At 61.0% G+C, this 15089-nt stretch carries 12 protein-coding genes; 8 read left to right on the top strand and 4 right to left on the bottom strand.

Annotated features, from left to right (window positions below; translation table 11 throughout):
• Positions 1-321 precede the first annotated feature (321 nt).
• The 7 genes from P9M14_15415 to P9M14_15385 all read left to right on the top strand — a co-directional run bounded on the left by P9M14_15415 (position 322) and on the right by P9M14_15385 (position 8482).
• Positions 322-1095, top strand: a complete 774-nt coding sequence (locus tag P9M14_15415; protein ID MDP8257135.1) for a hypothetical protein — start codon at positions 322-324, stop codon at positions 1093-1095.
• Positions 1083-2342, top strand: a complete 1260-nt coding sequence (locus P9M14_15410) for a glycosyltransferase (protein MDP8257134.1) — start codon at positions 1083-1085, stop codon at positions 2340-2342. The genes P9M14_15415 and P9M14_15410 overlap by 13 nt, the downstream gene beginning before the upstream one ends.
• Positions 2339-3685, top strand: coding sequence for a hypothetical protein (locus P9M14_15405; GenBank protein MDP8257133.1), 1347 nt, complete (start codon positions 2339-2341; stop codon positions 3683-3685). The genes P9M14_15410 and P9M14_15405 overlap by 4 nt, the downstream gene beginning before the upstream one ends.
• A complete protein-coding gene (locus P9M14_15400; protein MDP8257132.1) occupies positions 3667-5523 on the top strand; it encodes a hypothetical protein in 1857 nt (618 codons plus the stop codon). Before P9M14_15405 ends, P9M14_15400 begins: the two co-directional genes overlap by 19 nt.
• Positions 5524-5530: 7 nt before the next feature.
• On the top strand, positions 5531-6385 hold the full coding sequence (locus P9M14_15395) for a hypothetical protein (protein MDP8257131.1): 855 nt from the start codon (positions 5531-5533) through the stop codon (positions 6383-6385).
• Positions 6375-7217 (top strand): YaiO family outer membrane beta-barrel protein, encoded by an 843-nt coding sequence (locus tag P9M14_15390; GenBank protein MDP8257130.1) that lies wholly within the window; start codon positions 6375-6377, stop codon positions 7215-7217. The genes P9M14_15395 and P9M14_15390 overlap by 11 nt, the downstream gene beginning before the upstream one ends.
• A 77-nt stretch (positions 7218-7294) precedes the next feature.
• A complete protein-coding gene (locus tag P9M14_15385; protein MDP8257129.1) occupies positions 7295-8482 on the top strand; it encodes a hypothetical protein in 1188 nt (395 codons plus the stop codon).
• A gap of 117 nt (positions 8483-8599) precedes the next feature.
• Here P9M14_15385 and P9M14_15380 read toward each other — a convergent pair whose 3' ends face one another.
• Positions 8600-9940 (bottom strand): cyclic 2,3-diphosphoglycerate synthase, encoded by a 1341-nt coding sequence (locus P9M14_15380; GenBank protein MDP8257128.1) that lies wholly within the window; start codon positions 9938-9940, stop codon positions 8600-8602.
• A 2-nt stretch (positions 9941-9942) separates the two neighbouring features.
• Positions 9943-11223 carry an aminotransferase class III-fold pyridoxal phosphate-dependent enzyme gene (locus P9M14_15375; protein MDP8257127.1) on the bottom strand — a complete coding sequence of 427 codons (1281 nt, stop codon included), beginning with the start codon at positions 11221-11223 and terminating at the stop codon, positions 9943-9945.
• Between the two features lie 62 nt (positions 11224-11285).
• Here P9M14_15375 and P9M14_15370 point away from each other — a divergent pair, with 62 nt between their 5' ends.
• The gene (locus P9M14_15370) at positions 11286-11513 is read left to right on the top strand and encodes a hypothetical protein (protein MDP8257126.1); all 228 of its coding nucleotides are present in this window, start codon (positions 11286-11288) and stop codon (positions 11511-11513) included.
• A gap of 867 nt (positions 11514-12380) precedes the next feature.
• Here P9M14_15370 and P9M14_15365 read toward each other — a convergent pair.
• Entirely contained in the window at positions 12381-14543 is a 2163-nt protein-coding gene (locus P9M14_15365; protein ID MDP8257125.1) for a hypothetical protein, read from the bottom strand.
• 90 nt (positions 14544-14633) lie between these two features.
• A partial coding sequence (locus tag P9M14_15360) for a hypothetical protein (protein ID MDP8257124.1) occupies positions 14634-15089 on the bottom strand: 456 nt, incomplete at its 5' end.

Below are 15089 nucleotides of genomic sequence, written 5' to 3'. Positions count from 1 at the left end.
GGCGAGAATAAACAGCAAGAAAAGGCTTGAAATAATAGGCTTCATCTGTCTATCCTTCCGCTGTTAACTGAATCATTACAGAAAACCAAGGCTGATGTTGCCATTGTAATGCCTCAATGCATCTTAGAGAACGACTTTAATGCAACGGGGAGAGTGTCCTTTGCTTGATTCGACCGGCATTGTTCACAGGAGGAATGATAGCATCGTTTATCTGTGCTTTTCCTCCGACTTGAGGACTCCAAGCCTCAAGGTCGGCAACCTGGGACATAACGTCTGTGGGGACTGGATTAAGCTGCCGATGAGGTCGCCGGCATGTCTCCGATGAAAGACCAGATATTCTATCATCGCGCTTATAAGAAGCTGGCGCGCACGCGCTTGAGCAACCTGCTAAAATTTTTGATCTTGGTTATCCCGATCGACCTGGTGATCGCGGTCTTCTATTTCCGTCTGATGCGTTCTTTCGTCGGGGTGGTTCGCGAGATCCTGCTGCGCTGCGGAGTCTACACCCAGATCGAGACCTGGCCGTTTCTGCCATACGTGTTTCGCGATGTTTATCTGCTTGATATGGCCGTGGTTTACCCCTCGCGCCAGTTTGCCTTGATCAACTTCGGCGTCTCGGTTTTAGTGGTGGCGTTGCTGCCCAGGCTGCGGATCATCCCGCGGCCGCTGATGGTTTGGGTAGTGTTCGTCGCGTTGATCAATACGGTCTCCTCGGCCTTTTTCACGCTGATTCCGGAACTGTTCCCCTACGACATAGTGCTGTTCTCATCGTTGTATATGGGAACCCAGCTCGGGATGTGGCTGTTGATTCCGCTGATTCTGGCGATCGCCCTGACACCGCTTCCGGCACATATTCTTGAGAAACTGTCGATTGTGGTTCTAACCGTAATCTACTCCATCGCCTTCGGAGCGGTGCGCTACGCGGCGTTCCTGTATGTGATGTACAAGTCTTCCGTGCTCTACATGGCGGCGATGTTCTTCACCTTCGGACCGTTGTTCGACTTTGTCTACGTGGTCGGGATCTACTCGATCTACGTCAGCGTGATGGCGAACAGGCTGCAGCGTCATCAGGAGATTTGGCGTTGGTTGTTCTGATCCTCAAGCTGTACATGATCCTGGTGGTGATCCTGATGGTCGCCTACGCGGTGCGGCACTATACCTTTACGGTCAACCGCGTGATGGGCGAGCAGCGGCTGTATTATCAGGACATCGTCGATTCGGATCTGCCCAGGATTTCGGTGCTGATCCCGATGCACGATGAGGAGCGCGTGGCGCGCCAGGTGATCAACTCGCTGCTGCGCTGCGACTACCCGATCGACCGGATGGAGATCATCCCGATCAACGACCACTCGACCGATCGCACCGAGCAGGTGCTCAACGAGCTGGCGGCCAAGCACAAATGCGTCAAGCCGATGCACCGCAAAGAGGGCAAGCGCGGCAACCCCGCGGCGCTCAACGACGTGCTGCCGATAGCCACCGGCGAGATCATGCTGGTCTTTGACGCCGATTACCTGCCCAATAAAGGCACGCTGCGCGATCTGGCGATCTCGTTCAAGGATCCCGAGGTCGGCGCGGTGATGGGCCGCGTGATTCCGATCAACACCAAGGTCAATCTGCTGACCCGGTTGCTCGACCTAGAGCGTAGCGGCGGCTATCAGGTCGACCAGCAGGCGCGGCATAACCTGCGGCTGATCCCGCAATACGGCGGCACGGTCGGCGGGTTCAGACGCGAGCTGGCCATGGCCTTCGGCGGCTTCGACACCTCGGTGCTGGCCGAGGACACCGACCTGACCTTCCGCCTGTTCATCAACGGCTGGAAGGTGGTCTACGCCAACCGCGTCGAGTGCTACGAAGAGGCGCCCCAGACCTGGGAGGTGCGTGCGCGGCAGATCAGACGCTGGTCGCGCGGACACAACCAGGCGATGTTCAAACACATGGGTGGCCTACTGCGCTCCAAGCACCTGTCGCGCGGGGAGAAGTTCGACGGATTTATGCTGCTGTCGATTTACACGATTCCGGTGTTCCTGTTCACCGGCATTCTGGACTCGGTGACGTTGTTCTTCCTAGGCGAGATGCAGATCCTCGAGAGCCTGATCGTCTTTCTGTTCGTGGCCGGCTACAACACCTTCGGCAATTTCGCGCCGTTCTACCAGATCGGCACGGCCTCGCTGCTCGACGGCGTGACTTACCGCATCCGGCTGCTGCCGTTCCTGCTGTTCTATTTCCTGCTCAACATCTGGAATACGACGGTAGGATTTTTCGAAGCGCTGGGCGACCGCTTGCGCGGCCGTGAGGCCGAGTGGACCAAGACCAAGCGTTTCAGAAAGGTGGACGAGTCGTGAGCCGATCCGGCGCACTGTTGCTGGTGCTGGCGCTGGCGCTGAGCATCGCGCTGTGCTGTGCGGCCTGGGCCCAGGAGGGCCAGGCCCCGGAGCCGCAGCCGACCGCCGAATCCGTTGCGGCTCAGCCCACGGCGCAACCCGAGGCAACGGCCGAGCCTCTGCCGGAACCGGCATCCGACCAGACCGATATGCTCGGCGAGCCGCTGGAGCCGACCGAACAGACCGAACAGGTCGAGATCGAGGGCTTCGTCGATCGATCGGTCGACCCCTCGTTGCGCCGACCGTACTATCCGCTGCTGGTGATTTTGGTATTTTCGCTGATGACGATCCTGCCCTTTATCTCGGGTATGATCGAGGTGCTCAATCCGCGCGACGAGTACCCGCTGCCGGTCAAGATGAGCTACAGCAAGGATCCGCGCTACCTTGGCAAATCGGCGCGCCGGATTTTCGTCAAAGCGCTGGGCGAGCGGATCAACGAAGAGGGCATGCAAAAGGTCCGCATGTCCAAGGAGGAGCTGGTCGAGGTCAGCCGTTCCAAGCACGTTCCGGCGGGCGAGCAGATCGAGCACGCGATGTACGTGCCCGGCGATCTGGTCGCCAAAGAGAAGATCAATTTCGAGAAGGACATCTATGTCACGGGCGACGCGACGGTCGGTCCGGAGAGCCGGCTGCGGGCGATTGCCTGCGACGGCCGGCTCGAGCTGGGCGCGAACTGCCGAATCTCGCGCTGGGCCGATTGCGAGCAGCAGGTCCAGATCGGCGAGGGCTGCGTTTTAGGAATCAGCTGCTCGAGCCTCAACGAGATCCACCTGGGGGACAAAATCGTCTTCCGCAGGCTCTACGGCTACAAGATCACAACGCCGGACTACCACAACAGCGAGCCGCACCTCGAGACTCGATCTCCCCAGCGCGAGCGGATCGATCCAATGAACATCAAGACGATCAAGGACGTGGCCACAGTGCTCGACGGCGATATCTCCATCGCCTCCGCGGCTGATATCGACCACGACCTGATCGTGCGCGGCGACCTGGCTTTTGGCGAGAAGGTAATGATGCGCGGTTCGGCGCGGGCTTACGGTTTTATCGAAGTCGGCAAGGGTACGGTGGTGCTCGGCGACCTATTTGCCGAAGGACCGATCAAGCTCTGCCAGGGCGCTGAAGTGCTCGGACACGTGTTCTCGCAAGAATCCGTGGTCGCCGAGGAGGGAGCGCGCATGGGCGCGGCGGGAACGATCAAGTCGGTTATCGGCAAGAAAGCGATCACCCTGGGCAAAAACGTGGCCGCGCACGGCTACGTGCTCACCGAGGGTAAGGGAATAGTCCGATGCGAAGAGTCTTCATAAGTCTGATCATTATCGCCTGCGTGGCCGTGGTGATCCTGGGCATGCGCACGATCACGGAGATCAACCAGATCTCCGATCGCGCCGACCTACGCGTTGTATTAGCCTACAACTCCAAGAGCGTTGAACAGTACGGCTACGTGCTCGATGCTTATTCCAGCGTGTTGCTCGAGGAGGGCGTGCCGTTCGAACGCCTCGAATTGAATATGCTGCTCAGCCTCAACCCGGTCGAGCTGCCCGAACACGTGCCGGCGATCATCTTTCCCGACGGCGCGTGCCAGAGCATGGTCAACGCCTTTGAGCCGTGGCTTGAACGCTACACAGAAGCCGGGGGCTCGGTGTTCTTGGCCTTCGACGCCGGCACCCGGACCTACTCCGGCGATTTCCGCAACAACCCGCTGACCATGCGGCTTGCCGGGGTCGATTATCTGAATTACGACGAGTTGCGCGACGATGCCTTCGGCCTGGCCCACATCCGCTTCCGCGGAGAGCTGGGGCGCGATCGCTGCCAGATTCCGCTGGGCAAGGTCGACGAAGAACAGTACATGGTCGGATACGGTTACGGTCGGCTGATGTATAATGCGATCAGCTCCAAGCTGACCCCATTTTCCCAGGGCATCGAAGTGCTGGCGGACTCGGTGTTCGACAATGGACGCAGTTGTCCGGCCGTGACGCTCAACCGTTTCGGTAAAGGGCTGGCGATGTGGGTCAATCTGCCGCTGGGCTACGTCAAGGCCTACGGCGACGACCTGCCGTTGCGCGCAATGCTGCGCACCTTCCTGTTCGACGAGGTACACATTCCGCACCTGCTCAGCGTTCCCGACGGCATCGGCGGGCTGGTGATCAACTGGCACGTGGACTCCAACATCGAGTGGGATTACATGCCGATCCTGTTTGAAAAGGGCTATCTGCGGCCCAACATGGAGTACTCGATCCACATCACCGCCGGCGATTTCCTCGACGAGCCGGGCGACGCCCAGGGGTTCGAGGCCGATGGCGGCGGGCTGGAGTTCGTGCGCGAGCTGGCCAAGCATGGGGCCATCGGTTCCCACGGCGGTTGGGGACACAACTGGTTTGCCTTTTCCATCGACCGCGGTGTTTTCGGCGAGAAGGAGATCGAGGAGAACATCAACCGCAATTCGCTGTGTCTGGAAAACATCGTCAACTACCCGATCGTCGAATATTCCGCGCCCGTGGGCGTGCACCCGCAGCCGCTGGCAACCCAGATTCTCGAGCGCAACAACTACGTGGGCTACTACTACACCGGCGATACCGGCTCGGCCCCCAACCGCAGCTTCTACGACGGCAAGATGGTAAGCGAGCGGGTCCTGGCCTTTCCGGTGATGCCGATGGGCACCAGCGCCTCGCTCGAGGAGTTCGGCATCAAAGACGACGCGTCGGAATCTCAGGTGAGGCAGTGGCTTGAACAGACCGCGCAGTTCACGATGAGCAACCGCTGCATCCGGTTGATCTACTCGCACCCCTACAACCTGTTCGAGACATACAACGGCCACCTGTACGGCCCGGAGTTCGTCAGCTTCTTCTCCGAGGTCGAAGGTCTGATCGACGAGGGGCGGATTCAGGTCAAGTCGATCACAACGTTTGCCCGTTTTCTGTTGCGCTTTTACAAGACCGATTACAGCTTCAACATCGCGGACCGCGGGATGGAAGTACGACTGAACAATCCAGAGGGACTCGAGCAGATCACCGTGGCGATACCGCGAGGGCAATACGCCAGGCCCGTCGGTGACGGACTGCGCATCCTAGAGGACCAGCAATACTACTATGCCGTCATCGAGGACCAGGGCAATGAAAAGGTTCTTAACCTTAACCGTCTGTAGTCTATTGATGATGGCCGCCCTGAGCAGTTGCACGAGCCAACGACACCCGGCGTTGCGGGTGCTCGAGTTCTTTCGCCCGATCGACATCGACGTCTACTTTGTCGAGCCCTATGCGATCAACCTGTTCTCGATCTACGCCCTGCGCCACGACCTGGATTACTCGGGAGTCGAGAGCTACATCGACTGGTACTTCAACAACCTGAACTACCCGGACAAGAACGGTCTGACCGGCAGCATTTACGACTACACGATCTACCGCAATGGCCACCAGGTGGCCAACAACACCTACGACTCGGTCGACGCCTACGCCGGCACGTTCTTGATTCTGCTCTGGGAGTACTACCAGCGCACGGGCAAGCGCGAGCTGCTCGACGCCAACCACTTCAAGATTCTCGACATCGCCTATCTGATATTGCACCTGCAGGAATCCGACGGCTTGGCGCGCGCCATCCCCGAGCAGAGCCAAAAATATCTGATGGACAACTGCGAGAACTACGGCGGGCTGGGGGCGTTCATCAAGCTGTGCGAGGCGCTGGGCTGGCCCGACACCGACTACTACGAGCAGGCGCGGCTGGCCCTCAAGCATGGTATCGAGACCAAGCTCGACGTCCAGCAGGACCAACTCTATCTGTGGGCGGTTGACGATGGCGCGATCCACCGTTCGAGCTGGGGCACGTTCTACCCCGACGCCTTCGCCCAGATCTTCGTGATCCTCTACGGATTGATCGAGCCCGACTCGGAGCGCGCCCGCTATATCTGGAACGAATTTATCTCGCGCTACGATCCGGAGCAGGGATACCAGATGGACATCCTGCAGCAGGTCGTGGTTAACATGACCCGGGAGAAGATGGTTGGCTTGTAGAACTACTCTTGCCGCGCTGTGCATTTTGACCTGCCTGCTGCTGGTGGCCGCTCCGGCGTTTTGCGCCGACACCGCCGAAGAACGCGCCAAGCTGCGCGAGGGGTTGAGTTACCGCGGCGACGCAGACTTCGTCTGGGAACACCTGACGCCCAACGACGACTACGGCGACTGGTACTCGGCCTACCTCACCGGCTATTTCCGGGTCCATCCGCGGATCACGCCGTTTGCCCAACTGGGCATGCACACCCGCGAGCTCGAGGGCGAGGCGGTCACCGGTACGGTCGGCGCCTACGTCAATTGGTTCCGCTACCTCTCGACCTACACCGCCCTGGGTACGGGCACCGAGTCGCTGTTCACGCCGATGTGGCGCGTGGATCACGACTTCACCTTCATCCTGGGATCACTGCCGCTGACCTTTACCCTCGGGGCCGGACACATCCAGTATTGGGACGACCACCACGACTGGTACGTGGCCGCCGGACCCACGCTCTACCTGCCGTACTTCATTGCCGACTACCGGCTGACGCGTAACGAATCCAACCCCGGCGCGGTCGAGTCCTGGAGCCACGGCGTGACCCTCGGCGTTGGTTCCGAGGGCTTGTTCTGGATCTTCCTGGGCACGACCTTCGCAGCCCAGGCTTACACCGCGACCAACGTGGCCGACCGCCAGGAGGTTCGCCAGGATACCTGGGAGATCAACCTGAGCCACAGCCACTGGATCGGCCGTACCTGGGGCCTGAAGTGGCAGGCTGCCTACCTCAACCTTGGTGATCCTCCCAAATCCGGCTATGAGAAATGGACCGCCGGCATCGGCGTGTTCAAAGAGTTCTAGCCCGGGTTGTTCATGAGGATTCGTCGGTAAAACGGAACCGCTCTGGAAATGATCAGATCCCGACGGAGGCTTGCCCAATGCTTGGCTACCGTTTGAGCGCCCTGATAATCTTGCTGATCGTCGCGTTCGCCTTGGTCGCCGCCTGTTCATCAAACGACGATGACGACAGCCAAGATGACGACGACCTCGACGACGACGACGATGATCTCGACAACGACGACGATGATATCGATGACGACGACGACATCGATGATGACAGTGGCGACGATGACGACATCGACGACGACGACGATGACGAGGAATTCCTTGAGATCGAGCAGGTCGTGGCTGGAGACTACGGCGATGAGAACTGCATCGCGCTTAACTACGCGGACAAGCCCCAGATCAGCTATCTACACAACAGCGACGCCACGTTGCATCATGCCTGGCCCGGCGCCAAGGCCTTTGACAACGAACAGATCACCGCGGTGGCCGCGGCCTTCGGCACCTCGCTGGACGTCTACGGCGAGCAGCTGCACATCTCCTGGGTCAACGGGGCCACGGACTTCAGCGAGGTCGGGTACCTCACCGACGCCTCGGGAACCTGGGCCAATACCTCGATCGACTCGTTGGGCTGGGACACGCAGATCGCGGTCAACACCACGGGGCACGCGTCGATCGCCTACTCGACCAAACTCGGCGGCGGGTACTACGGCATTTACTTCAAGAGCAACGACTCGGGCCCGTGGTCCGGCGGACAGCTGGTCGTCGGCGTATCCACCCCGGAGTTCGACCTGGCCTTGACCGGCGCGGGTCGCCCGGGCATCGTCTATTCCTACATCATGAGCGGCCTGGACTACCTGTACAACGACGGCTCGACCTGGAACAGCTCCGAGATCTCAACGGACGAGGGCAAGCCGCAGCTCGGTTTCGATTCGGGCGGCAAGGCCCACGTGGTCTACTCCACATCGGGCAAGGCGGCCGAACTGCGCTACGCCACCAATGCCTCGGGCGACTGGGTCCAAAGCATAATCGTCGAGGCCGACGGCGCACCGTGCGGCATCGAGCTCGACGTGTGCTGCGACAAGCCGCACGTGGTTTTCATTGACGCGGGAAACCTGATGTACGCCTTTTACGACGAAGGCGTGTGGCGTATTTCGACGATCTACGACGGCGGCGACGTGCAGCAATGCTCGTTCGTGCTCGATACACAGAGCAATGCCCGCGTGTCGTACAACACCCCAAGCGGCCTGTGGTACGCCTACTTCAACGGCGAGCACCTTTGAGGTGCCCGCATGGCACGCGAGCGGACCAGGCACGTTGCTCTACGATGATCTCCGCGACATGGGTCATAGCATTACGACCGGCGTACTACGCGAACATTGCGGGCACCTCAAAGGTGCCTAGATCAGCTTGTATTCGCGCAGCAGATCGCCGAGGTCCGGCTTGCCCTGGACCTGTAGCTCGTAGGTCACGCGCACCGTGGGCTTGTCGATTCTGACCAGTCGTCGCAGGTCGATCGGCGTGCCGATTAACACCACATCGCACGGCGTTTCATTGATCGTGCGCTGCAGGTCCGCGACCTGCTCGTCGCCGTAGCCCACGGCGGGCAGCAGATCCTTGATGCGCGTGTACTTCTCGAAGGTCTCGGCGACGCGCCCCACGGCATAGGGCCGAGGATCGACCAGCTGCGCCGCGCCGAACTTGCGCGCGGCGACAACGCCCACGCCGAAACCCATCTCGCCGTGGGTCAGGGTCGGGCCGTCCTCGACCACCAGCACGCGCTTGCCCTGGATCAGCTCGACGGCGCGCTGCTCGCCGCCTTGGGAGACCACGCTCAGCGGGCTGGCCGCCTCGATCACCTTGGCTGTGGGATTGACCGCGGCGATGTTCTTGCGCAGCTGCTCGACGTCGGCGCGGTTAGCGGTATCGACCTTGTTGATGATCACCACGTCGGCGCGGATCAGGTTGGCCGTGCCCGGCGTGTAGTGCAGTTCGTGCCCCACGCGGTGTGGGTCTGCGACCACGATCTCGAGGTCGGGCACGTAGAACGGCAGGTCGTTGTTGCCGCCGTCCCAGACGATCACGTCGGCCTCGGCCTCGGCCTGGGCCAGGATCGCGCCGTAGTCCACTCCGGCGTAGACCACGTTGCCGCGTTGGATGTGCGGCTCGTACTCCTCGCGCTCCTCGATCGTGCACTGGTGCTCGTCGAAGTCGGCCATTTTAGCGAAGCGCTGGACCCGTTGACGCGCCAAATCGCCGTAGGGCATCGGGTGGCGGATTGCCACCACGCGCTTGCCCGCCTCGAGCAGCAGCTCGATGATCCGCCGCGTGGTCTGGCTTTTACCGCAGCCGGTGCGCACGGCGCAGACCGTGATCATCGGCTTTTGCGAGCGCAGCATGGTCGCGCGCGCGCTGAGCACGCGGAAGTCGGCGCCGGCCGCGATAACGCGATTGCCCAACGACATCACGTAGTCGTGGCTCACATCGGAGTAGGAGAAGATCACCTGGTCCACGTGCAGCTCGGCGATCAGCCGCTCGAGCTGCGACTCGTCGTGAATCGCGATCCCCTCGGGGTATAGCCGACCCGCGAGCTGCGGCGGATAGGTGCGGTCCTGGATGTCCGGGATCTGCGTGGCGGTAAAGGCCACGACCTCGTATATCTCGTTGTCGCGAAAAACCGTGTTGAAGTTGTGAAAGTCGCGGCCACCGGCTCCAGCGATCAAAATGCGGATGCGTTCCATACTCAGCTTTGCTTCCTTAGGCTGTGCTCGATGATGTCCAGTGAACGATCGATCAGTTCCAGTGGAGCCACCAGCGGCGGGATGTAGCGGATCACGTTGCCCGACGGGCCGCAGCTGATCATCACGAAGTTTTGCTCCAGCGCGTCGGCCAGCACCTTGTTCAGCGCCTCGGGGTTGGGCTGCTTGCCGCCGGGCTGCACCAGCTCGATGCCGATCATCATTCCCCAGCCGCGCACATCGCCGATCAGCGGCAGCTCGGCCTGCATCTGCGCCAGGCGTTGGCGCACGTGCTCGGCCTTTTTCATCCCCTGCTCCAGCAGATTCTGCTCGCGGATCGTCTCGATCAAGGCCACGCCCGCGGCGCAGCTCACGGGGCTGCCGCCGAAGGTTGTGCCGTGGGCACCGCGCGACCAGCGGTCCATCAGCTCGGGCCGCGCGGCCACGGCCGAGAGCGGGAACCCGCCGGCGATGCCCTTGGCGATCGCCATCGCGTCCGGGGTCACGCCGTAGTGCTCGGCGCAGAACCATTTACAGGTGCGGCCGAACCCGGTTTGCACCTCGTCGAAGATCAGCAGCACCTGCTGCTCGTCGCACAGTTCGCGCAGTCGGGTCATAAACTCCGGGTCGCACGGCACGTAGCCGCCCTCCCCCTGCTGCGGCTCGATTAAGAACGCCGCGGTCTCGGAGGGCGCGAGCACGTGCTTTTGGAATTGCAGCAGCGCCTCGAAGCACTGCAGTCCGCAGCTTTCGCGCTGCAATCCGTAGGGGCAGCGATAGCAGTAGGGGAACGGCACCTGGTAGACCTCGGGCAGCAGCGGACCGTAGCGCGTGCGGTACTTGACCGACGAGGTTGTCACGCTGGCCGCGCCCAGGGTTCGGCCGTGAAACGCGCCGGTGAAGCTGACGATCCCCGGTCGCCCGGTGACGTAGCGCGCCAGCTTCAGGCAGCCCTCTACCGCCTCCGCGCCGGAGTTGGAGAAGAAGAACTTGCCGATGCCCTGCGGCGTGACCTCGGCCAGCAGCTCTGCCAGCCGCACCAGCGACTCGTAGTGGAACACGCAGCCCGAATGGATGAACTGGTCGATCTGACGCTTGGCCGCCTGCTTGACCTTGGCCGGGCCGTGGCCGATGTTGAGCACCGCCGTGCCACTGGCGAAATCATAGTAGGTCTTGCCGTTGTCACAACGAACCTCGACCCCGTCGCTGGACAGCGCAACCAAGTCGGTATCCATGCCCAGGGTCGGAGCAATTACCTTTGCCGCACGCTCGAGCAGGTCACTCATCGCTTACCCCGATCAAGAATGGAAGTGAAGGCTGATGGTAAGTTCCGTACGGGTGGATCCAAATGAAAAATATCCCAATAGGCTTTTTTGTCAACCTTCAACTTCCAGCCTCAAGGCCGGGATTGCTCAGGTCGACCCTGAGCAGCGCTTTTCACCACGCCTTGAAAGGCGGGCTTGGCGTCGTCCAATGGGTCAACACTTGTTATCAACCCGCGGATTTTATTTCGCGCATCGGCCTGGGGCAGGCTTGGCAGGGCCTGCTCTTTTCTTCAATGAACGTCGTTCAGTGAACGGCACGTACTTTGCTATAATCTATAGCAGTGATCGAAGACAACAATAGTAAATGTTGTCATGATAATTGAAAACAAGAGAGATCAACCTGGCCGGCCGCGTAGGATTCGGCAGATTAAGGATTCGGCAGCAGCGGCCGGTACAGGATACAATCTAAAGAAACCGTGTAGTTAGGCAAATAAAGCCAGCCGCATGGGGGGCCTTGAAGGCAAGGGCCCGAAGCTCTTTTGAAAACATGAGTTCAACCGGACGGTCCGCAGCTAGGAAAAAAAATAAGCTGAGTGGAAGGCGGGTGTCTCCATAGTGGTAAGATCGGTCACCACCTTGTTACAAGATGAGGACTGGTCGAGTGGTCCGTCCGGTAACCCCATAAACACCAGAGCCCTTAAACCGGCTCTTTGACCTGTTTAATAGAAAGTCTCCCTCTTGTGGGCCGTGAAAAACGCGGCCCATTTTTTTTGGCCAAAACCAGTACGACGGCCCGACATGATTGCTTGCGCCAACATCTTTAAACTCCTGTTATCATAGCATATAGCTCACACAACCTTCTGGCGGTCACATCAGGGCCACCGGGGTTGACCACGTTTATCAACGGCTGCTTTTGCAGCTTTGTTTGGCTGGCTTTCCCCAAATCATCCCCCAAGGCAGCCCAATAATATTGCCTTGCACAGCACTGAACGTCAAAAGTGTCGGCCTGAGAGACAAAGGCGGCTCAAATTTAATTTGGCTAATATATCAAGACGTTAGCTAGAAAACGACAAAAAATTTGAACCTATTTACTGCAACAATGAGGCGATTGTCAGGGATATGTGACAGTTCCGCTGGTCACCACGGGTCAGCCAGGTAGACAAAAAATTTAAAATTATTCAATAGGTTGCGTTGTCAGCACCGGGCGAACCGTCGCGGGGCGCCAGCGGGCCGAAGGTCGCGTGGTCCCAGAGCCAGGGTCGTTCGATGTCCGATTCGAGCACAATGCGCTGTTGCGGATTGTAGCGCACCTCGAGGATCGTCACGCCATTCACGCTGTAGACCGGCTTGAAGATCTGTTGCGCTTCAACCATCGGCCACAGTGCGGGGCTGTGGTCCAGGGGATGGCCTGCCTGATTGTGGTCGTTTTGCACCACGTGGGTCACGCCCAGTTGCGCCAGCAGATCGAGCAGCTCTTTTTCCGATGTCCCCGGGTCGTAGGCGTGGCGCAGCAGCGGACTGTCCGCGCTGAGGATCGTACGCGGCACGACCCAGCGTTGGGTGTTGAAGGTCAGCAGCACCGCGTCATGCGGCAGGTTCTCCTGTACCCAGCGGCCGTACGGTTCCCAGGGCCGGGTGTGCTGCCAGTCGATCTGTGCGGCTTGGCCGCGCAGCAGTTGGTAAGCGCTCACCGCGGGCCAGGCTGCCAGCTGCGGCCAGCCGGCCACCAGCAGCGTCGCGACCAAGATCGCGCCGGGTTGCGGCAGTCGGGCAATTCGACGGCGTCCGATCCACAGCAGCAGCACGGCCAGCGGCCAGAAATAGTGAGTGACGATCTCGGGCAGACTGGGAACGTGGCTGTCCGTACGGTCCCACAGCCGGTGGGCCTCGCTCGAATCGAGGATCGTCAGCAGCACGTCGCGGCCCAGGGCGAACAGTGTAATCAGCAACGCGCCGCCCATTGCCAGCTTGAGCATCCGGCCTCTGCCCTGGCGATCGAGCAGCTCGACCACCAGCACCAGCAACACTATTGCCGCGGCCCAGGCCGCGCCGAACAGTCGCAGTCCGCCTCCGGCGGGTGTGATGCCCAGGGTCAGCAGCAGTCCCAGGCCGATCAGCAGGTAGACCCACAGCGCAACGACGCGCACTCGCAGACGCGGCAATGCGGCGATCACAAACGGCGCGCCGACCAGCGGCAAGAGCATGCCGCGACGGATAAAGCAGAACGCGGCGTATCCCGCACGATAACCCAGGTGCGGCTGCTGCCAGACGCTCCAGACGTTTTGTTGCACCCAATGATTGTCAAACGCGCCGCCGAGCAGCGGCAGGGCTGCGGGGTAGAGCGGATTTTGCCAAAGTAGCCAGTTGCGTAGCATCCACGGCACGGCCACGGCCAGGGCGATTGCGGCCAGCGCGGCCGCACGGCCCAGACGGCGCAAGTACGGGCCGGGGAGCAGCAGCAACAGCGGCGCGAGGCAGGCCAGGGAGATCAGCCCGTGATGCTTGGTCATGATCGCCAGGCCCGAGCAGATTCCGGCCCAGAGTACGCTGGGACCGCTTTGGCGCAGGACGAAGTACAGCGCGGCCAGCGACCAGTAGGCGAGCATCCAGTCCGAGCCCTCGGCGGGCCAACGGATCGGCAGGAACACGGCGCACAGTATTGCGCCGAGCAGCGCCGGGCCACGGCCGCGCTCGAAAGTGCGCCGCAGCAGCAAGTAGACCCAGGCCAACGCGCCCAGGCCAAAGGCGATGTTGAACAGCTTGGGCAGCAGCAGGTCAACCCTGCCGACCCACCCCCATCCCAAAGCGTAGAGCAGCATCGGCGCCGGCGGATAGGCGAAGCAGTCGTTGCTGCTGGGGCTGGCGAACTGCGGCAGCCGGCCTGTGGCGAACACCACATGGCTGTAGGGCAGGCGGTACATTTGGGCATCCCAGCCGGCCAGCGGCTCGCATAGCGTACGCGCGACCTGGCCAAAGACAAAGGCCGCGAGCAGCAGTGCGATCAGCCGGCCCCAGCGCGGCAGTCCGCGCCAGGCCGCGACCAGGGCCCAAGATCGGTGCGAGCGCGACAGGCCGCCGACGAACCAGCCGCCGAGCAGCACGGCCGATGCGCAGATCGTAAAGCGCGCCAGACCGCCGGAGAATTCGAACAACCCGAGTCCCAGGCCGACGAACAGCAACCAGGCCGCCAGGTAGGCTCCCAGCGGCCCGGCCAGCACCAGCAACTCCACGCGGTCCAGACGTTGATCGGCCTTCCGGTCAATCAGGCGCGCCGCTCCGGCGCCGATCAACCACAGCGCGGCGGCCAGGGCCGCGAACAGGGCAAGGGAGATCGTCAACACGATAAAAAAATCAGCGGCCCGTTGTTATATGTGCCGCCGATAGCAACTCAACTCTGGTTCATCGAACTAGTTCGCCTGTAATGGCCCAGGCTAGAGGGAACAGGCGCAGCAGCCATCGTCTCCGTCGCCGCTGTCTTGATCGAAATCATCGTCGTCATCGTCGTCGTCATCATCGTCGTCGTCGTCATCATCGGGCAGCGCGCTGGTTGTCACCAACAGTCCGGTGATCGATCGCGGCTTGAGCAGATATGTCAGGTCCGAGCCCTCCAGGTCGCCGATATAATGCAGGCCATCGTAGATTACGGCCGGGTCGGCGTTGGGCAGCTCGGGGTAGCGTTCGTTGTGCGCGTCGATGGTGTCGCCGGTGATCTCGCCGGCGTAGATCATCCGCGTCTGGCCGTCGTCCGGGACGCCTAAGAGCGATATCGCAGCCTCGGTGTTGTTCAGCGGGTCCTTGTTGATTAGCACGATCGCCAGGCTCTCGTCGTGGCCGTAGGCTTGGGCCGTGATGTAGGGCGTGCCGCTGAGCTTCACGGTGTTCCAATC

Source organism: Candidatus Alcyoniella australis (assembly GCA_030765605.1).
Classification (GTDB): Bacteria; Lernaellota; Lernaellaia; order JAVCCG01; family Alcyoniellaceae; genus Alcyoniella; species Alcyoniella australis.
The sequence above is the reverse complement of the archived record's forward strand: the minus strand, read 5'-3'. Positions and strand labels throughout refer to the sequence as shown.

Coding starts and splice junctions, on each gene's coding strand:
- P9M14_15415 (MDP8257135.1), top strand. CDS start 322: ATGAAAGACCAGATATTCTATCATCGCGCTTATAAGAAGCTGGCGCGC.
- P9M14_15400 (MDP8257132.1), top strand. CDS start 3,667: ATGCGAAGAGTCTTCATAAGTCTGATCATTATCGCCTGCGTGGCCGTG.
- P9M14_15395 (MDP8257131.1), top strand. CDS start 5,531: ATGATGGCCGCCCTGAGCAGTTGCACGAGCCAACGACACCCGGCGTTG.
- P9M14_15385 (MDP8257129.1), top strand. CDS start 7,295: ATGCTTGGCTACCGTTTGAGCGCCCTGATAATCTTGCTGATCGTCGCG.
- P9M14_15380 (MDP8257128.1), bottom strand. CDS start 9,940: ATGGAACGCATCCGCATTTTGATCGCTGGAGCCGGTGGCCGCGACTTT.
- P9M14_15375 (MDP8257127.1), bottom strand. CDS start 11,223: ATGAGTGACCTGCTCGAGCGTGCGGCAAAGGTAATTGCTCCGACCCTG.
- P9M14_15370 (MDP8257126.1), top strand. CDS start 11,286: ATGAAAAATATCCCAATAGGCTTTTTTGTCAACCTTCAACTTCCAGCC.